We start from the raw sequence: 20,127 nt of genomic DNA on the forward strand, positions 1-20,127 counted from the left end.
TATCAGTATATTAAAACAATTGTACAATTACTATTGCAAATAGTAGGATTACTCTTAATATAAACGATAGAAGGAGTGAATGACCCATGTCTAAAAAGTTATATTATGAAAACCCATATATCCAAACATTTTCTGCTCGAGTCATTAAACAGGAACAGGATTACGTCATCCTTTCAGAAACTGCATTCTACCCTACTGGTGGTGGACAGCCACATGATACAGGTACATTAAATGGAATTCCGGTTGTGGATGTGGGAATAATCGACGGGGAAATCAGACATTTTCTGGCGGAACCATTACAAGTAAATACAGAAACAGTGGAAGGCTCTATCAATTGGGATAGACGGTTTGATCACATGCAGCAACATGCCGGACAGCATATATTATCCGCTGCATTTGAAAGCTTATTTGGATTCCAAACGATTAGTTTTCACTTAGGGAAAGAAAGCGCAACAATCGATTTAGAATCGTCTATCGTTACTGAAGAACAATTAAATGAAGCTGAAAAGCTAGCCAATCAAATCATTATGGAAAATCGACCAATCGACGCGAAGTGGGTTACTTTAGAAGAGCTTAAGCAGTACAAGCTACGAAAAGCAACTACTTTAACAGAAGATATACGACTCGTTATCATACCTGATTTCGATTACAACGCTTGTGGCGGTACCCACCCTGAAACAACAGGACAAGTTAGACTCGTTAAAATACTACGAACAGAAAAACAAAAAAGCCATATCCGAGTAGAATTCATTTGCGGAGAAAGGGTCCTTGCGCATTTACATCGCAAGCAACAGGTTTTGCTAAATTTAATAAACACCTTAAATGCACCAGAAGAGAAGCTACCCGATGCAGCAAAGACATTGCTAGACAACGGAAAAGCTTTTGAAAAACAAATAAATGAATTAAAAGATACGCGCATACATCACGAAGCAAAAGAACTACTATCGAAAGCTAAAACATCGATTATTACAGCCACTTTTCATAACCGTACTATTCAAGCATTGCAGAAATTAGCACGGAAAGTAGTAGCTAGCTCACCTGAAACAACTTGCTTATTTGTTTCGGAAAATGAACACAAACTACAAATAGTAGCTGCAAAAGGCGACTTGGTAGAACAAAACATGAAAGAATTAGTTGCAAATGTTCTTCCCTACCTAAATGGGAAAGGAGGAGGCAATGAAAAAATGGCACAAGGAGGAGGAGATAACATAATATCCAGCGAACAATTAATTGAAAAAGCACTTTTTTATATTCGATAAGGCAAATCACCGTTCCATAAAAATCCTCCCCCCATATACTAATTTGACAATGTAAGAAAAGGAGGATTTTTGCGTTGAACAATCAATTTCCATTTCCACAAGATCAAAACCCATTTTCTTCAGGTAGTACACGTTTCCCGGGTAATACGATGCCAATGATGCCACCAATAGATCAGTTCCCTGGTCGTTTCCCTGGACAATTTCCGAGTCAATTTCCCGGGCAATTTCCGGGGCAACAAGGACCTTCATTTCCCCCTAGTTTTCCACCAGGGCAGCAACAAAACCCAGAAGGAAATCCACCAACTAACCCACCGCCGTCATTTACGCCGCAACGTCAGCAGCAATCTGTATCAGCTTTTGCGGTTGATCCGGGTGCTATAAGGGGTTGTTTATTCCGAAATACGTACATCTGGCTCATAAACGGTAACTCTTTCTGGTTTTATCCAACCTTTGTTGGTAGAAGATCGGTAGCTGGCTTTAGATGGACCGGACGTATGTGGACGTATTATGGAACAGATTTAAATAGAATCTCATCTTTTCAATGTTTCTAAAGTAAAACCGGGCAGAGATGCTCGGTTTTTTATGCACGATTACGGTAAGCCATAATGGAAGTTTTAATAGAAGAATAAGATCCTATCGCTGCACCACTGTAGAAAAAACCCATAAAAATACCTGCCGATAAATTATGCGGATGGCTTATAAAAATAGAAATGATAAGTCCAATAGACGTGGCAATAGTAGATATGTATTGCGGACGAATAGGTAGCATTCTTTTTAAAATTTCAGTTAACACAACGATAACTGGCACCGCCCAAAGAGAGTCCCAAATATTCGTGTGGATTATAGGAAATTCTGTCATATCACTTTGTCTCCTTGTTTTCATCTTTCTAATCAGTTTGGACATGTCTTCCTCATTCAATGCAATCCTCTTTTTATCTTTCTTTACAGATTGCATCAATCGTAGTAAAATATATTTAGCTAGGTAAATATATTTCTTTAACAATTTAAAAAAGGAGCCTTTTAATCGATGAACCCACTTTTTCATGAGCTTTTTCAGAAAACACGTTTTTTAACAAATGAAATAAATGTTACTTTAAAAAAACACAATTTATATGCTTCCCAATGGACAGTTCTCTACACCATTCAAAAACATGGGGAAATGTCACTGACACAAATTTGGAAGTATTTAAATGTGGAAGCGCCAACCATTACTCGCACCGTTTATCGTTTAGTTGAGCTTGGATGGATTGATATACGTCCTGGAAAAGATCGTCGTGAAAAAATTGTACGTTTATCAGAAAAGGCTTCTCAGGACTTCTCTGCTATAAAAGAATCTATTTTGGAATTTGAAGATAGAATGGTCGAAGGTCTTACAAAGGAAGAAGAGACTATATTGATCGAGCTATTACGCAAAATTAAATAAGGAGTAATACATGTGAACAAAAAAGAACCTATATGGACAAAAGCATTTATCAGTTTGTTTGCTACAAACTTTTCTATTTTTATTATATTTTATGGTTTAGTATCCGCCCTTCCCCTCTATGCCACAGATGTTTTGTCTCGATCGGATGAAGATGCAGGTTTATTAATGACGATATTTTTAATCTCCGCAATTATAGTGCGACCATTCTCCGGAAAGATACTGGACTTAATCGGTAAGCGTAAAGTACTTTGGACTACCTTCTTTCTCTACCTGCTATGTACGGCACTCTATTATTTTGTCGAACCCTTTGAGGCTTTATTAGTTTTACGCCTTGTACAAGGGATATTCTTTAGTATTGCAACAACTGCTAGTGGATCCTTGGCAGCAGATAATATTCCCATTTCTAGACGCGGCGCAGGACTAGGATATTTTGTTATGTCTACAAACTTAGCTGTTGTTGTAGGGCCTTTCATTACATTAACCATCATTCAATCTTTCTCATATGATGCAATGTTTCTTACATTGACTGCCTTACTTATTATCGGTGCTATAGCAGCTTTAATGATACCAGCAGATGAGAAACCTACTACTCCTTCTGCAAAAACTCGTTTGACATGGAATGACCTTTTTGAGAAAAAGGCTTTACCTATTGCGCTCAATGCTTGTATAGTTGGTTTTTCTTATGCTAGTGTTCTATCGTATTTGTCGATTTATTCACAACAAAAAGGGGTGCTGCATTTAACAAGTAGTTTTTTTGCGATATTTGCTATTGTGATGCTAGTAACTCGACCGTATACTGGACGAATTTTTGACGAAAAAGGACCGAAGTATATAATTATTCCTGGTTTACTTTCTTTCGTTATCGGACTAATTTTACTTGCTTTGATGAACTCACCTTTCCTATTTTTACTATCAGGAGCGTTTATCGGACTTGGTTATGGAGCCGTCGTGCCAAGCTTTCAAACACTTGCTATCCAATCTACAACGCACGCTAGAAGCGGATATGCGACTGCTACATTCTTCACATTATTTGATACGGGACTAGCAGTAGGATCTTTTATACTCGGAATAATTGCTACCCAATTTGGCTATCAAAATCTATATTTATTGTCTAGTGTATTTGTTATTTTGGCACTTATTTTGTTTATGGGAATACAAAAGAAGAAAGACCGTTTAGCGTAAAAAGCTAAACGGTTTTTCTTTTCCAATTTACCCCGCATTAACCAGCAGTAAGACTCCTACTTTAAGATTTAAGAAAAGCGAAAAGATAAGTGGGAGATCAACTGCCCGTAAAAGCACGATAAAATGATCCCAGACTAAGTACGCAACATCGTGTTGCAACGTCCCACTAGCACGTCCTGTGAGTCGAAAAACCCCCACTGATTGAAGTTTCACTTTATTCGTTTATTTATGAATATAATCCCTCTATTTGGCAAGACTTGAATGGACTTATATTGAGGAGGGAATTCAGGTGAAGAAACAATATATTAGCTTATACGTTTTAATAATAGCCATACTAAGTGGATGCAGCTTTCCATTAGCAGGAGCAGATTCAAATGAACAAGTACAAGTTTCACTTCTTAACACAGAGGGGAAAGAAGTAGGTCAGGCTACCCTCACAGATCAAGCAAAAGGTGTTCATATTTTCATAAAAGCAGAAGGGCTATCACCAGGAGTGAAGGCTATCCACTTCCATGAAACTGCGCTATGTGAAAAACCAGATTTTAAAACTGCGGGAGCTCATTTTAATCCTACGCATAAAGAGCATGGTTTTCAAAATCCAAAAGGCTATCACTTAGGGGATTTGCCTAACATCGAAGTCGATGCTAATGGTACAGTAGAATTAGAAACAGTATCACCGGCAGTTGTATTAGCTGCAGGAAAAAGTAACTCTCTACTAGACGCAGATGGTAGCTCTATTATTATTCATGAAAATGCGGATGATTATAAGACAGATCCTTCCGGTAATTCAGGAGATCGAATAGTTTGTGGGGAAATTAAGAAATAGGTTGGAAGGTGAATTGGATGAAAAAAATAGGCTGGTTGCTACTTTTGGTTGTTGCCATTTTCTTTTCTAGACCTTTATGGGAACAGCATGCTGAAAAATATGTAGACCTTACTTTTTTAGAACCTGTAGATGAATGGATTGATTCAATAGAGGTCATGGACTATTTGAACGAAGCTAAAGCATACTGGAAAGAAATAAAAGAGGAACCAGCCACAAATATTTCTTCCAATCAGCAAACAACACCCGGTGAAGGAATCGAATTAGATCAAATTACCATCGGAATGAAGAAAAGTGACATTGAGAAAATTCATGGCAATGCAAAACGAGTGAGCTTGAATGAATATAATTTAGTTTGGCATACCTACCATGAAGAATATCAAAACTTTATGATGGTTTCATACGATAACAAAAATACAGTGAATGCCATGTTTACCAATCAACCTTCCGATTCTTCATTTTTAGGTTTAAGTATGGATAGTACTAGAGATGAAGTTCTTGCTAAGTTAGGAGAACCGATTAAAAAATTAAAAAAAGGAAATATCATCTATATATTACCTGATGCAGGGGAATATGATTTGTACTTTATCGATCATAATTATGTGACATTCTTTTACGATTTACATGAAAATAACACAATTACCGCCATTCAAATTATGAAAGAATCTGTGGAAAAAAATCAATCTAAGACTTTTGGAGAACCTTCGGAGGAACTAAAGACAGGATTCGAGTTTCAGCTTTTTGACTTAACAAATTCTGCTCGGGTCATTAGAGGTTTATCTATTCTGACGTATGATGAAGCTGTGAGTAACACAGCCCGTAAGCATAGCGAGGATATGGCCATTCACAATTACTTTAGTCATGAGAATTTAAAAGGGAAATCTCCTTTTGATCGGCTAGAGGAGGACGGTTTAACTTTTTCTTACGCAGGGGAGAACTTAGCTTATGGACAAACTAGCAGTATTTTTGCCCATGAAGGTTTGATGAATTCTATTGGTCACCGGAAAAACATACTAAATGCGGATTACCGAAATCTAGGTGTAGGTACCGCCTTTAACAAAGATGCTACTCCTTACTATACGGAAAACTTTTTCACAAAGTAAGAAAGAGCAACAAGACGACATAAACTCTACTGAAAGCGTCTAAAAAATTGGGGCTATCCTTTTAAGATAGCCCCTTTCGTTATTTCATGTGTTTTAGCGCTTCTCTTTTACTTAACGGTGCAAGCTTAGTATTTTCTACAAACTGACGAACAACCTCTGGGCTTGTTTTTGCATATTCTCTTAGCACCCAACCAATTGCTTTCTGAATAAAAAACTCTTTCGAGGTAGCATGTCGATTAATTGTCGCAAACAATAATTCTTCATTCGTCTCTTGCTTATACTTTAACTGATGCAAAATGGAGGCACGGTTTGTCCACATATTTTCAGACTTAGCCCACTCCATCATGACAGCCTCTCCTTCTACTCTATTCATTTTCACAATATCCCCAACAATTTTAGGCGCAATAGCATCGACACTATCCCACCAAGAATTTGTTTCAATGAGCTTTAAACAAAAAGGTAGATCTTCGATTGTTAACTGTTTTTGGTATTTTGCAAGTAATTCAATCGCTATGTAATGATATTCTCGTTCCTTTAATTGAAAAAGTGCCCATACTTCCTCCTGTACCGTGTTCAAACTAGGAAGCTCATTCTCTTTCACGAGTGCTCGAAACAACATTCTCCTTTCAGGCGTTTTAATGCCTAGAAAAGGAAAAAGGTTTTTCATATATGCGGCCATGGGAACTGCATTTTCTTCATTTCGATGAGGCTCCATATAGCTTTTTACAAGTTCAATTGACCATTTCATTTTAAGTGAAATCCTTTACTCGCTAGAAATTCACGGATATGTGGACGACGCGGGCTTTCTAGAAACTCTGCCATTTGTTCTGTCCAATTTGCTGTTTTTTGATTTGAACCACGGTTTGCGTAATATTCCTCCATCGTGTGATCATATTCCGTTAATAGCGATTCATATTTTGCACTATCATAACTATTTTCATGTAATACCGCAGCAACTGGAAGACGAGGCTTTACTTCATTTTGTTGATCTGGCACACCTAAAGTAATAGCGAATAGCGGGAAAACACCTTCCGGCAAGTCCACTAATTGACTAATTTCTGTAGGGGCATTGCGCACACCACCTATGAAGCAAATTCCGAATCCTTTCGATTCTGCAGCAATCACTAAATTTTGTGCAAACAAAGCAACATCGACTGCTCCAACTAAAACATTTTCGGTTGTATCAATTACAATCTCTGTATTATGCAGTTTCCCCGCTGCTTGAAGTCGGTGAAAGTCGGCGCATAGTAATAATGCTGCACCTGCTGTCTCAAATTGTTTTGGGTTTTGTGAAAGTCTACCCAGTTCCTCTTTTTTCGCTGCGTCTGTAACCCAAATGACACTATATGCTTGTACGAAATGAGAACTCGCTGCATGTTGTGCAGTTTCAACTAACGCAAAGATCTCTTCTTTCGTGAGTGTGTATTCTTTATACTTTCGAACGGATGCATGGGAACGGAGTAATTTTTCTACCATTTGTCAAAACCTCTTTCATTTTTAATTGTTATCTTTAAGTATATCGAAAAAAATGAAAAGAGTGGACAAAAGAGCCTTCCATAGACACTTCCATCCACCCTTTATACTTAAACAATTTAGAATGCAAATAGCACAATAAAATAGACAACCATTGCTGCTAGTCCAAGTGGGAACCCAAACTTCGCCCATTCTTTACTTTGAATACCTAGTTTACCTGCAGAAATAATATTCGGGATATTCCCAGGAATAAGCATTCCTCCACTAATCATAAGCCCGAGAAGAATCGCTCGAATTGTTTCTTCACTCATAGCTGGACTAATTTCAGCCGCGGCTAACGTAGCATTATCCAAAACAGCTGAAATCATATTGATCCAATACAAAATAGCTGGGTGTAAATCAAGCAAGTAATTATTAATTAATGGTTCAAAACCTGCTCCAAGCAATGTTAATCCCATTACAAATAAATAAATTTTAACGGTTCGAATAATGATTTCTTTATATGACTCGCTTTCTTGGTTACTAGATAAGCCATCTTCGTTTTGTTTTGGCTTTACGAGTACAGCAGCTAATATCCCGAAAATGATAACAGCAGAAATAATTTCTGGTCCAATTAAACGGATTAGATAGAAAAAGTCTTGATCTAATCTACTAATAGCAATCGTAGAAAGTGGTTCTCCGATTGGAGTTAAAGCTGCTCCAAGACCGATTGAAAAACAAGCCAATACAACAAGCCTTACCTCTGATTTACGGTCCAGTTTAATCACACTTACGATCAATACTAATACTAAAGCAGCAATAATTGCCGTTATCACACTGGAAATCAGCCCTAGAATAATAACAATCAGTGCACTAAATAACCGGAAAGGCATTGCATTACTTATACCTAGAATCCCTTTTTCTAAAGGAGTTTGTAGCCATTTAAACAATAATCCTGCCACTAAAACAGCGAGCGTAATTTTAATAGGATCTTCTAACGCTTTTATTATTAGAGACATGTCCAATACGCCACTAACAATAGCCGCTGCGATACCCATGATGAATAAAAATACCTCTAAGTTATGCTCTACGTATTTTACACTAAAAGGTAAAAACAGTACGAACAAAAGTATTATAATTAAACCAATAATCATTGCTATGTAATCTTCCCTTCCAACTAGACATATCCAAACAATATTTAAAAATATCAATATTAGTAGTTTAACATAATTATAGCAATATTCGAACTAATATTTTCCTCTATTTAAACAATATATTGGTCTCTTTTCATTAAGAAAAGCGAATAAGAAGTTTTTCCCTTCCCATTCGCTCATTATTATACTTATAGCAGTCTATATTCTTCCTCTGTAAATGCACGAGACCTTGTTAAGAAACGCTTCCCCTCTACTCCTTCAAGAGAAAACATTCCCCCTCGACCTTCCACCACGTCAATGATTAACTGCGTATGCTTCCAGTAATCGAACTGGCTTTTATGCATATAAAATGGAACATCCCCAATTTTGCCTAATAATACATCCTGATCCCCAATAATAAGGTCCCCATCAGGATAGCACATCGGAGAAGAACCATCGCAGCAACCACCTGACTGATGAAACATTAATGAACCATGCTTACTTTCCAATAATTCGATAAGTTCCAGTGCAGCTTCTGTAGCAATTACACGCTCAACCATCTACATGCACCTCCTTCTAATCAAAAGAAGCCAAGCTTATTTTCACTATAGCTCACAAGAAGATTCTTTGTTTGTTGATAGTGACTTAACATCATCAAATGGTTTTCACGACCTACTCCAGACATTTTATATCCACCAAATGCAGCATGCGCAGGATATTGATGGTAGCAGTTTGTCCATACACGACCTGCTTGAATACCACGACCAAAACGGTATGCCGTATTCATGTCTCTTGTCCAAATACCAGATCCTAACCCGTATAATGTGTCATTTGCAATTTCTAATGCTTCTTCTTTTGTTTTGAACGTTGTAACGGATACTACTGGTCCGAAAATTTCCTCTTGGAAAATGCGCATTTTGTTATTACCTTTGAATACAGTCGGTTTAATATAATACCCTTCTGCAAGCTCGCCTTCAAGTGTGTTACGCCCTCCGCCGATTAAACACTCTGCGCCTTCTTGTTTACCAATATCTAAGTAAGATAAGATTTTCTCCATTTGTTCTGAGGAAGCTTGAGCACCCATCATCACATTAGGATCTAGCGGATTTCCTGTTTGAATCGCTTCCACTCTTTGCAGAACACGTTCCATGAATTTATCATAGATAGACTCTTGGATAAGTGCACGAGAAGGACATGTACATACCTCTCCTTGGTTTAGCGCAAACAAAACAAAGCCTTCCACCGCTTTATCTAAAAATGCATCGTCCTCGTCCATAATATCTTCGAAGAAAATATTTGGTGATTTTCCTCCAAGCTCTAACGTAACCGGGATTAAGTTTTGAGACGCATATTGCATGATCAATCGACCAGTAGTCGTTTCACCAGTGAATGCAATTTTACTAATTCTTGGGCTAGATGCTAGTGGTTTACCAGCCTCTAAACCAAAGCCATTTACAATATTTAAAACACCTGGCGGCAACAATTCTCCAATTAGCTCCGTCAGTACTAAAATAGATGCAGGAGTTTGTTCAGCAGGCTTTAACACAACACAGTTACCTGCTGCTAATGCCGGTGCTAACTTCCAAACTGCCATTAAAAGCGGGAAATTCCAAGGGATAATCTGTCCTACTACACCAAGCGGTTCATGGAAATGATAAGCTACAGTATCATTATCAATTTGACTTAACCCACCTTCTTGGGCACGGATAGCCCCCGCAAAATAACGGAAATGATCTATAGCAAGTGGTAAGTCTGCGTTTAAAGTCTCCCGTACTGCTTTCCCGTTATCCCAAGTTTCTGCAACTGCTAGCATTTCTAAATTTTCTTCTATACGATTTGCAATTTTATTTAATATATTTGACCTTTCAGCAACAGAAGTTTTACCCCATGCATCTTTTGCTGCATGCGCCGCATCTAATGCAAGTTCGATATCTTCTGCGGTTGACCGTGCAACTTGGGTAAATACTTTTCCTGTTACCGGTGTAATATTATCAAAATACTGTCCTTTTACTGGGGGTGTCCATTCGCCGTTAATATAGTTTTCATACTTGTCCTTAAATGTAATCTTTGAACCTTCTGTATTCGGAAATGCGTAAACCATTCTGTAATTCCTCCCCTAAGTAACATTTTTTTGCACACCACAAATATATATGCAAGCATCTATTAGCGTATGCGCTTTCAAAACTATTAAAATAAAAAAATAGCCTCCATACCATAATGTCAGATTATAATAATAATTACAAATATTAAGTTTGATAGATTGTGTATTCCGGCAAATAAGAGTTTGCGCAAAATAGATATACTGCGCGGTAAGAAATTGCCACTAAGCCTTCGCACTTGCCGCACCTCGCATGAGACCCACTCGCGCTTCGCCCGAGTGGGTCTCATGACTTCGGCTCATGCGGCTTTGGCGTGCTACGGCCAAAAGTGTTCGCTTGTGTATATCTAAATAAGATTGTCCGAATTACACATAATTGCTTGAAGAAATCAGCTTCTCATAACAAGTGAATTTTGTTCTTTCAGAAATGGCTTTTTTATTCGATCAGTTGATTGCTCTCAGTAGTAAATTGGTTGCTTACAATGAGTAATTGATTGCTCTAGGCCATTTATTGGATGAATATCACAATTGAAAACTGTATAATATTTGGTTTTTAGTGTGGCGACACTGATAAGTGGGCAATTTTGTATGATTGAAGCGAAAGGGCGACGACTCCGGCGGGAACAGCGCGAGCTGAAAGCCCCGCAGGAGCGAGAGCTCCGAGGAGATTGAAGCCGTGCCCGCGGAAAGCGTCCTCCCTGCAGCGAAAATCCTAGTGGTCACCTATATAGAGCTTGCTACCGCGCAGTTTCCCTAAATAGTGAAATAACTTATGCTGCTTAGAGAAAGTTATTTATTTGGATTTTATAATTTTCCAGAGCAAAAAAAAGCTGAGATACTTTATGTATCTCAGTCGTTTTCTAATAATTATTTACTTGTTTCTCTCCGCACTATCGGAGCCACTTCTGTTGCAAGTAGTTCGATCCCTTTTGCAACCTCACTAAATGATTGGCCACCGATATCCATTTGTGCGATAAAACGGTCGTGTCCGAATGCTTCATGCTGGCGAAGTATTTTTTCAATGATTTGCTGTGGACTTCCCACAAAAAGGGCCGTTTCTGGACTTGCTACTTGCTCAAAATCAGAACGAGTTATTCTTGTTGCCATTCCTCTTTGCTTATTCACATAAGACCAATAATTAGCGTAATAAGGATAAAACTCGTCTTTTGCCTGTTGGCTTTCTTTTGCTATATAGGTATGTGCGTTTACTGCAATCGGTAAGTTTTCTCGTTTATGTCCCTCTTCCATACCCGCTTGTATATATAAATCTACTAAGGATTTAAAATGTGTTAGCGGTCCTCCTAATATAGCCATTGCCAATCCTGTTCCGAGTCTACCAGCTCTGATTGCACTCTTAGCAGTCCCTCCTACTCCAACCCAAAGTGGCAGCTTTTCTTGAATTGGTCGTGGAGAAATCATTGCGTTCTCCAGGTTAGAACGAAATGTACCTTGCCAAGTCACGATTTCCTTTGTATTTAACTGTTGTAGTAATTTTATATTTTCTTCAAACAATGCATCATAATCATCCAGTTCATATCCAAAAAGGGGAAAGGACTCTATAAATGCTCCCCTACCTGCTATGATCTCAGCACGTCCTTCGGAAATAACGTCTAAAGTTGCAAAGTCTTCAAATAAACGAACTGGATCTAGGGTGCTTATAACACTTGTTGCACTCGTTAGTTTAATATGTTTTGTAGCTTGTGCAACCGCAGCAAGGACAATTGCAGGAGACGAAATAGCATAATCCAACCGATGGTGTTCGCCAACACCAAAAATATCAAGACCTGCCTCGTCAGCCATTTTCCCCAATTCAATCACTTCTTTTAAACGCTGTTTCGCACTAATTGTTTCTCCAGTGTGCGGATTTGGACCTAGGTCCCCAAATGTATATATACCAATTTCCATTATCTACTCCGCTTCTGAAACAACTGAAAAACGTTCATTAACATGCTTGGCATTTTCAATTTCATCTACAATGGCGATTGCGTAATCTGCATAACTGATATAGCTTTCGCCTTTTGAGTTTAAAATTAGATTATCTTTTCCTAATTGATAAGAACCCGTTCTTTTACCTTCTGGGTCAAAGTGGCCAGCAGGACTAACAAATGTCCAATTAATATCAGCTGTTTCTTGTAATTCTTTTAAATTTCTTCCTTGACCTGTTGCTGTAGGCTTGAAAATGTCAGGAAAATCAGGTGTATCGATTACACGGATTGTTTGCGCTTCATCCACATATAAACTTCCTGCGCCACCTACAACAATCGCCCTTGTATCAGTTCCTTTAATCGCCTCGATTAAAGCATGGCCAGCATCTACATGGGCTTGCTCTTCACCAAGCGGAGCACCAAAAGCATTTACGACAACGTCAAACTGTTTTATATCCTCTGACGTAAGGTCAAATATGCTTTTTTCTAAAACTTGAACGTCTTTCGCATTCAGTTTCGTAGCATCTCTCACAATTGCCGTTACTTCATGCCCTCTAACTTTTGCTTCTTCTAATATATGACTTCCTGCTTTTCCTGTTGCCCCAATTATACCTATTTTCATGTTTTTTCCTCCAATAAAATTTTATTTGGTTGTAACTTAAACCGTTACAACTATAGTAAAAAAATTGAATAGAAATCATCCAATTTTTTTGCTTAACACTTTAACTAACTCTTCCATCGTAACTTCCTTTAAAACTGCCTCCATTGCATCTTGCGCACGGAACAGTATTAGTTCCAATACCCCTTGAATATTAGCACCGACAGGACAATTGGGATTTGGATTCTCATGCATTTGAAAAAGTTCTCCTTCTTCTACCACTTCTACCGCATGATATACATCTAAAAGAGTTATATCATGTAAAGGCTTTTGAAGCGTAGCTCCTCCTAGCCCACGTCGGATCTCTATAAGTCCTGCTTTTTTTAGCTTACCCATTACTCTTCTAATTACCACTGGATTTGTATTAACACTCTCTGCAATCCACTCAGAAGTACAAACGATATTTCGATCTAATGTTACGAGAGATAGTATATGAACAGCGACTGTAAATCGACTACTAATCTTCATATCTTTCCACCTTCCGATGTAACCATCATAATTACATCTGTTGTTTTTGTCAAATTAATTGCTGTTTCCTTACACAACGTAATATCTTCCCCTTCTATTATCCCAAAAACTTCTATAAAATAAAAAGAAAGCTTATAGAAAAGAGGAGATTAAATTGAGTGACGTATCTGCAGAACTAAAGGTTGAAAAAACTCCCCATAGAAATGCTCCTAAAAAAGTCATCTTCGCACGGACTTTAATGATTGCTATTGGTGCTATTTTAATGTCAGTTGGATTGGAGTTATTTTTAGTACCAAATCAAATATTAGACGGGGGAGTAGTTGGGGTCTCAATTATTCTTTCACACCTTACTGGTGTCCGTTTAGGTATTTTTATATTTATCCTCAACATTCCATTCTTTTTCCTTGGCTATAAACAAATAGGGAAAACCTTCGCATTATCCACCTTATTTGGTATTACAGTCTTATCTATTTGTACTTCCTATTTACATAATATAGATCCCATTACGAAAGATTTATTACTCTCAACTGTTTTCGGAGGAATCATTTTAGGAATGGGTGTCGGTCTTGTTATTCGAAATGGTGGTTCCTTAGATGGTTCCGAAATTCTAGCAATTTTATTCAATAAAGCCCTACCATTTTCAGTTGGAGAAATTATTATGATTATTAACTTAGTTATTTTCAGTGTGGCGGGCTTTGTGTTTACTTGGGAACAGGCGATGTATTCATTTTTAGCCTATTTCATCGCATTCAAAACAATTGATATTGTCATTCAAGGATTAGATGAATCCAAATCTATTTATATTATTAGCGATCAGATAGAGGACATTGGAGATGCTATCATGGATCGACTTGGGCGTGGAGTAACCTACTTGCACGGAGAAGGTGCCTATACGGGGGACAATAAAAAAGTGATTTTCACAGTCGTTACCAGAATTGAAGAAGCAAAATTAAAATCGATTGTAGAAGAAATTGATGATCATGCATTTTTAGCAATCGGCAATATCGCAGAAGTGCGCGGTGGAAGATTTAAGAAAAAAGATATCCACTAATGAAAACTCCCCTTTTATTTTGCATAGTTGAGGTATAATGCGACGCAGAGGGTAATTTCTAGTCTGCGCAATTATGCAGTCATGAGACTCATACGACCCGACGCACTAAGGCAAATATTATAAACGCGCAATGTTTTAGCTTTTGCGACACATTATCTGCAAGAAGGAAGGAATATTCCTTCCATACAAAACGATCTCCATGTAAATGAGATCGGTTTTTGTTTTATATATATGATTTTATTTTCTCATCAAGCATCGTTCCATTTTTCGCTAGATTCGTATGGAACGAGAATGCTTTTTCAAGCACATGTGGAGTTTGTCCACCTCTTGTTAGAGCTTCTTCATAGTAATCACGTAATTGTGCTTTGTACATTGGATGTACGCAATTATTAATAATCAGTTCTGCACGTTCTCTTGGAGCCAATCCGCGAAGATCTGCATAGCCCTGCTCAGTCACAACCACATCTACATCATGCTCGGTGTGGTCTACATGCGCGACGAAAGGTACAATACTTGTAATGTTTCCGCCTTTTGCTATAGACTTCGTAACGAAAATGGCAAGTTTTGCATTTCGAGCGAAATCCCCTGAACCACCAATACCATTCATCATTTTCGTTCCAGAAACATGCGTAGAGTTAACGTTTCCGTAAATATCAAACTCAAGCGCTGTGTTAATCGAGATCAATCCGAGTCGACGAATAATTTCAGGATGATTTGTAATTTCCTGTGGACGTAGAACTAACTTATCTCGATAGTTCTCCAAGTTTCCATATACTTGCTTCATCATTTCTTCTGAAAGCGTGATGGAGCAAGCTGATGCAAAATTGACTTTTCCTGCATCGATTAACTCGAACACAGAGTCTTGTAGCACTTCCGAGTATACTTGTAAATCTTCAAATTCGGAATCAATGAGTCCGTGTAACACTGCATTCGCAACCGAACCAATACCTGCTTGTAGAGGAGCCAGATTATTAGTAAGTCTTCCTGCTTTTACTTCTTCCCGTAAGAAAGAGATTAAATGCTGTGCCATTTCTTTTGTCTCGTGATCCGGTGGAACAATAGGTGATGGTGAATCTGTGCATTTAGTAAAAACGATACCACGAATTTTATCCGTATCAACAGGCATTCCAACTGTACCGATTCGATCATCTGCTTTTGTTAATGGAATCGGAAGTCTTTGTCCTTGTTCAGCCGGCTCATATAGGTCATGTAAACCTTCTAATTGTTCCGATTGGTCTAGATTAATTTCTACAATAATATTTTTAGCGTGTGTTACAAAAGTTAAATTGTTACCAATAGATGTAGTAGGAATAATCATACCATCTGCCGTTATTGAAACCGCTTCCACTATAGCGAAGTCAATTTGTGGTAAGACTCTATTACGTACCATTTCTGCTGTATGGGACAGATGTTGGTCAACAAATAAATGATTGCCGGCATTGATATTTTTACGCATCGTTGCATCTGCTTGGAAAGGCAGGCGTTTGTTAATAATACCCGCTTCCGATAATACTTTATCTAAATCAGAACCTAAAGAAGCCCCTGTAAAAATATTTACTTTGAATTTTTCTTTCTTCGCTCGCTCGACTAATGCAAATGGAACCGCTTTCGCATCGCCCGCCCTTGTAAATCCACTTAAACCTAATGTCATACCGTCTCTAATCCACGATGCAGCATTCTCCGCTTTTACGACAAGATCGTGCAAGCTGCTATCTTTTATACGCTCAAGATTCTTTTCCATCAATTAAACCTCCTCGTAAGATACATGTATCTTATTTTATCGTATATTGTCACAATTTCGAAAAAAGTAGATAAAGAAGCTTATTGATCGATTAGAGCAGAGAATTTTATGATTAAACCAGCAAATTTCTTAACGTATATTTTCAAACTATTATTTTAATAAAATAATCCTCTAAAAAAGGCTTGAATAAAAGGATGATTTCCCCTTATACAAGCCTTTTTATCATCATTCAGCAGAAGACTCCACCTCTATGGATTGTCAAAATCCTAATAACTTTCGAAAATAACTAGAGTATGACTGACTAACGGATACTTTTTCCCCATTTTCCATCACTAGAATAAACGTAGAATGTGTGTCTGGATAAATTTCTTTTATATGATGAACATTCACGATAAATGAACGATGACAGCGTATGAAGGATTGTCTGGGAAGCCTATATTCGAAGTCATGTAGTGAACTTGTGTGGGTTCCTGAAAATGTCTTCGTCACTATATGCGTTTTTCGATCTCTTGCTTCTAAATAGATAACATCTGAAAACGAAATTGGAATCCAGCCATCCTGTGTTTTGATCGTTACGACAGACTTTCCTTCCGTAAATGCAGGATAAATAGCTAGTACACAACCTTCTAGCTCTCCTTTATGCTGAAAAGGTACAGCCATCCCGTGATAAGGAACACCGAACACTTCTCGGTCGATAAACTCTGATACTTTTTGCTTTCCGCTCATCGCTTTATAAGCAAGTGTTCCCTCTACCACAGGATCACCAGAAGTAATTTTCAAATCTATTCGTTTACTTGGTCGATAATAGATATACTTTTCTTTATCGGATACTGCAATAGATATTTCATCCGAAAATAATTCTCCTATTACGTCTAAAAGTCCACCAATGGATAGATCCTTCATTCCTGTGCTCTCCTTTCGTTCCAAATTACTCGCAAACAACTATTTCACGTGAAAACTGCTGCTTCTTTGTAATACAACGATCGATTATTTGGAATCCAATCGATTCTAATCGCTCATCCATAGACTCAATTGTTACAATAACAACCTTTTTGGCTATTCTTCTAGCGTGCTTCAATATCGTAAATTGTTCGTCCCATGATGCATGCGTATATAAATTATACGGCAAATCAATAATGGCAACATCATATGCTTCGGTGATGTCCTCAATAGCACTTTTCCTTACATCCCCTGTTAAACCAAAATGTTCAATATTTTCTCTAGAACCTAAGCAAACAAGTGGATTAATATCCCTTCCGACTATGTTTATTCCCATAGATAGAGCTTCGACAAGCACTGTTCCAATTCCGCAGCAAGGATCGATTGCTAGAATCCCTTCAGGACGTGGAACTGCAATATTTGCTACTGCGCGAGCCACTCTTGTGCTAAGTGCAGTTGAATACTCTCTTGGTTTTTTCATATGCTTAAACCAAATAGGCTCACTTTTCGTATATAACCCAAAGTACCAGCGGCCACCGTATGGAACTACCGCATAAAGTTGGGCTGGGTTATGTAAGTCGAATTCTCCTTGCATTTCACTGCCGATTGCTCGTTCTATTTGAAGGCGCTCGTTATTTTCAACTTTATCTTTCCCTTGTCGATCATTAATTTTAAGGAACATCACTTTGTTTGTCTGTTCTTCGTTGCCAAACATGGGTGCTTGTGCAATGATTTCTTCCACCGTGTCTCCCTCTGCTAAAACTTCCACTCTTCCTTTTATAAATGGGCTCCTACTAGGATCTATCTTCACATTGCTTTTTATGATTTTGGCTTCTGTATCTGCTCCAAAAAAAGAGCGCATCTCTAAATGACATAGGGAGCGTTCTGCATCGTTATATGCAAATGTATAAATGAATGCCGGTTGTCGGCTAAAATTCGTCAATGTATTCCCTCCAATAATATGTCTATTATAACACGCAACAACCGATTCCTCTTTTGAAAGAAATCGGTTGTTTTGCTTACTTTAGACGTTTAGGGAGCTATCCTGTAAATAAGTATATATTTCTTCTCCTATTTGAGCTAGAACTTGCTTGGAAACTAGGTCATCTTCTTCCTTTGATAAAACAGTTGCGATTAGCTTTCTTTGTCCGACATAAAAAATCCCTACGTCATGACGAGTTCCAGGTATCCAACCTGTTTTATGGGCAAGTTCCCAAGGTGTCATCCCATCATTAAAGTTAGAATATGGGGAAGGTAGTTTTTCAGGTAAGCAATCTTTTATTTGTTGCTTTTTCATGATAGCAATCATCTGTTTACTAGCCTCTTCACTTACTAGCTTATCTGTAGCCATCAGCTTTAATAGTTTTCCAATATCATTAGCCGTAATTTGATTAAAGCCTTTTGGGTTAGGGTTATTCATCATTAATTTATTGTAAAGGTGCTCTTTTCCATACCTGCTTCTTTCATTGTCTGTACAATAGGTTCTACTCCTACTAAATCTATTAATATATTCGTCGCTGTGTTATCGCTTTGAATAATCATTAGCATTACAATGTCGCAAATAGAAAGGGCTGTGCCGGGAGTTAAATGTTGAATAACCCCTGAACCTCCTACAAAGTCATCTTCTTTTAGGATAATTTCAGCTGTTAATGATATTTCATCACGTTCAACAGCTGAAAAAACTGCTACCATAATAGGTACTTTTATAACACTTGCTGCATAAAAAAGCTCATCCCCGTTTAACTCCCACCTCTCATCTCCATACAAATCTTCTATAACAATCCCCCATATCCCCTTTGACTGTTCTGTTAACTGGTTAATTTTGTCTATCAACATTCGCACCTTTTATCCCCCTTTTTTAAAATCATGAAATTACATTCTATTATAATGGAATATTAAGATATATTATGAATAATAGATAAACTAAAAAGGTGGCAATTGCTATACAACAGTTATTATTACTACAACAAGTTATTGATTACATAGACGAACATATTAAAGAGGAGATTAATGCAGAGGAACTAGCTGCTCTTGTTGGCTATTCTCCTTATCATTTTTATAGAATCTTTGATAAACATATTGGGTATCCCGTTATGAACTATGTACAGAAAAGAAAGCTTCAATTCGCTTTGTACGAGTTAGTCCAAGGCAAAAGAATTATTCAAATAGCACTAGATTATGGATTTGAAACGCATTCCGGTTTTACAAAAGCGTTTAAAAAGTGTTTTGGAAGTCCTCCAAGTTTATATAAGCTTCACTGTCCAATCTCCTTACCACAAAAATTAGATTTACTCAGTCTTCGTCAAAAACAGACTGGCGGAATAGTGATGCAACCAAAAATTATTCACAAAGAAGCTTTTGATATTGCAGGTAAAACATTTGAGAGTCACTTGGAAAAGGTTTCTTACACAAGGGATGCACCTGCTTTTTGGGAACAAAGGATTTCAGCTGATGAAGCAATCGAAACAACGCTGTACAATCTATTGGCTCCTAAAAAACATGGGGAGTATTGTATTAATATAAGTGGAACTGAATTGAAAGACAGCTTCACTTACTTATTTGCCGTAAACTATGACGAGGACACCCTTCTTCCTCAAGAACTGACAAAGTTGAAAATTCCAGCAGCAACATACGCGGTTTTTAGAACCCCACTCGTCAAAGTAGGACAATTCGTCCAATCTATCAAAGGCACTTGGCAATATATTTTAGAAGATTGGTTACCATCATCTCATTATGAGGTCGATGAAAGCGTCTATGACTTTGAATATTACGATGAACATTGCCATGACTGGATATACGAGAAAATATTTATGGAAATCTACCTGCCGATTAAGAGAAGAAAAATGGACTGAGTTAAATTCCGCAAATATTA

The 20,127-nt window shown here is 37.7% G+C and carries 20 protein-coding genes and 1 pseudogene; 8 read left to right on the forward strand and 13 right to left on the reverse strand.

What is annotated here, in order from left to right; translation table 11 throughout:
* Positions 1-86: 86 nt before the first annotated feature.
* Positions 87-1,259, forward strand: coding sequence for an alanyl-tRNA editing protein (locus OR571_RS04195; protein ID WP_282241595.1), 1,173 nt, complete (start codon positions 87-89; stop codon positions 1,257-1,259).
* Between the two features lie 74 nt (positions 1,260-1,333).
* The gene (locus tag OR571_RS04200) at positions 1,334-1,810 is read left to right on the forward strand and encodes a transporter (protein WP_481900359.1); all 477 of its coding nucleotides are present in this window, start codon (positions 1,334-1,336) and stop codon (positions 1,808-1,810) included.
* Positions 1,811-1,839: 29 nt separating this feature from the next.
* On the opposite strand, the gene OR571_RS22740 is transcribed toward OR571_RS04200, so the two are convergent.
* Positions 1,840-2,304, reverse strand: a complete 465-nt coding sequence (locus OR571_RS22740) for a hypothetical protein (RefSeq protein WP_348775013.1) — start codon at positions 2,302-2,304, stop codon at positions 1,840-1,842.
* Between OR571_RS22740 and OR571_RS04210 the strand changes: the two genes are divergently transcribed.
* The 4 genes from OR571_RS04210 to OR571_RS04225 all read left to right on the forward strand — a co-directional run bounded on the left by OR571_RS04210 (position 2,287) and on the right by OR571_RS04225 (position 5,790).
* A complete protein-coding gene (locus OR571_RS04210; protein ID WP_142538128.1) occupies positions 2,287-2,682 on the forward strand; it encodes a MarR family winged helix-turn-helix transcriptional regulator in 396 nt (131 codons plus the stop codon). The two genes, OR571_RS22740 and OR571_RS04210, sit on opposite strands and share 18 nt — an antisense overlap.
* A 12-nt stretch (positions 2,683-2,694) precedes the next feature.
* Complete coding sequence (locus OR571_RS04215; RefSeq protein ID WP_282241596.1) at positions 2,695-3,864, forward strand: MFS transporter; 1,170 nt, start codon at positions 2,695-2,697, stop codon at positions 3,862-3,864.
* A 289-nt stretch (positions 3,865-4,153) separates the two neighbouring features.
* Positions 4,154-4,690, forward strand: a complete 537-nt coding sequence (locus OR571_RS04220; protein WP_282241597.1) for a superoxide dismutase family protein — start codon at positions 4,154-4,156, stop codon at positions 4,688-4,690.
* Positions 4,691-4,707: 17 nt separating this feature from the next.
* Positions 4,708-5,790 (forward strand): CAP domain-containing protein, encoded by a 1,083-nt coding sequence (locus tag OR571_RS04225; RefSeq protein WP_282241598.1) that lies wholly within the window; start codon positions 4,708-4,710, stop codon positions 5,788-5,790.
* A gap of 79 nt (positions 5,791-5,869) precedes the next feature.
* Here OR571_RS04225 and OR571_RS04230 read toward each other — a convergent pair whose 3' ends face one another.
* The 8 genes from OR571_RS04230 to OR571_RS04265 form a co-directional block, all read right to left on the reverse strand.
* Positions 5,870-6,538, reverse strand: coding sequence for a DNA alkylation repair protein (locus tag OR571_RS04230; protein ID WP_282241599.1), 669 nt, complete (start codon positions 6,536-6,538; stop codon positions 5,870-5,872).
* Complete coding sequence (gene nfsA, locus OR571_RS04235; protein WP_282241600.1) at positions 6,535-7,266, reverse strand: oxygen-insensitive NADPH nitroreductase; 732 nt, start codon at positions 7,264-7,266, stop codon at positions 6,535-6,537. Before nfsA ends, OR571_RS04230 begins: the two co-directional genes overlap by 4 nt.
* A gap of 116 nt (positions 7,267-7,382) precedes the next feature.
* Positions 7,383-8,396 (reverse strand): DUF1646 family protein, encoded by a 1,014-nt coding sequence (locus OR571_RS04240; protein WP_282241601.1) that lies wholly within the window; start codon positions 8,394-8,396, stop codon positions 7,383-7,385.
* Between the two features lie 188 nt (positions 8,397-8,584).
* Positions 8,585-8,935, reverse strand: coding sequence for a DUF779 domain-containing protein (locus OR571_RS04245; protein ID WP_282241602.1), 351 nt, complete (start codon positions 8,933-8,935; stop codon positions 8,585-8,587).
* Between the two features lie 20 nt (positions 8,936-8,955).
* A complete protein-coding gene (adh, locus tag OR571_RS04250) occupies positions 8,956-10,476 on the reverse strand; it encodes an aldehyde dehydrogenase (RefSeq protein WP_282241604.1) in 1,521 nt (506 codons plus the stop codon).
* Between the two features lie 864 nt (positions 10,477-11,340).
* Positions 11,341-12,378 (reverse strand): LLM class flavin-dependent oxidoreductase, encoded by a 1,038-nt coding sequence (locus tag OR571_RS04255; protein ID WP_282241605.1) that lies wholly within the window; start codon positions 12,376-12,378, stop codon positions 11,341-11,343.
* A 3-nt stretch (positions 12,379-12,381) separates the two neighbouring features.
* A complete protein-coding gene (locus OR571_RS04260) occupies positions 12,382-13,020 on the reverse strand; it encodes an NAD(P)-dependent oxidoreductase (protein ID WP_282241606.1) in 639 nt (212 codons plus the stop codon).
* Between the two features lie 75 nt (positions 13,021-13,095).
* Positions 13,096-13,524 carry an Rrf2 family transcriptional regulator gene (locus OR571_RS04265; RefSeq protein ID WP_282241607.1) on the reverse strand — a complete coding sequence of 143 codons (429 nt, stop codon included), beginning with the start codon at positions 13,522-13,524 and terminating at the stop codon, positions 13,096-13,098.
* 238 nt (positions 13,525-13,762) lie between these two features.
* Here OR571_RS04265 and OR571_RS04270 point away from each other — a divergent pair, with 238 nt between their 5' ends.
* A complete protein-coding gene (locus tag OR571_RS04270) occupies positions 13,763-14,575 on the forward strand; it encodes a YitT family protein (RefSeq protein ID WP_282241702.1) in 813 nt (270 codons plus the stop codon).
* A 223-nt stretch (positions 14,576-14,798) separates the two neighbouring features.
* On the opposite strand, the gene OR571_RS04275 is transcribed toward OR571_RS04270, so the two are convergent.
* The 4 genes and pseudogenes from OR571_RS04275 to OR571_RS22900 all read right to left on the reverse strand — a co-directional run bounded on the left by OR571_RS04275 (position 14,799) and on the right by OR571_RS22900 (position 19,091).
* Positions 14,799-16,316: an acetyl-CoA hydrolase/transferase family protein gene (locus OR571_RS04275; RefSeq protein ID WP_282241608.1), complete on the reverse strand. Its 1,518-nt coding sequence runs from the start codon at positions 16,314-16,316 to the stop codon at positions 14,799-14,801.
* 258 nt (positions 16,317-16,574) lie between these two features.
* Positions 16,575-17,219 (reverse strand): LytTR family DNA-binding domain-containing protein, encoded by a 645-nt coding sequence (locus OR571_RS04280; RefSeq protein ID WP_282241609.1) that lies wholly within the window; start codon positions 17,217-17,219, stop codon positions 16,575-16,577.
* Positions 17,220-17,244: 25 nt separating this feature from the next.
* Entirely contained in the window at positions 17,245-18,198 is a 954-nt protein-coding gene (locus tag OR571_RS04285) for a TRM11 family SAM-dependent methyltransferase (RefSeq protein WP_282241611.1), read from the reverse strand.
* Between the two features lie 81 nt (positions 18,199-18,279).
* Positions 18,280-19,091 (reverse strand): annotated as a pseudogene (locus OR571_RS22900) (serine hydrolase).
* Positions 19,092-19,186: 95 nt separating this feature from the next.
* Here OR571_RS22900 and OR571_RS04295 point away from each other — a divergent pair.
* Positions 19,187-20,107 carry an AraC family transcriptional regulator gene (locus OR571_RS04295; RefSeq protein WP_282241613.1) on the forward strand — a complete coding sequence of 307 codons (921 nt, stop codon included), beginning with the start codon at positions 19,187-19,189 and terminating at the stop codon, positions 20,105-20,107.
* Positions 20,108-20,127: the final 20 nt, after the last annotated feature.

It is taken from the genome of Psychrobacillus sp. NEAU-3TGS, assembly GCF_029955155.1.
In the GTDB taxonomy this organism is placed as follows: Bacteria; Bacillota; Bacilli; order Bacillales_A; family Planococcaceae; genus Psychrobacillus.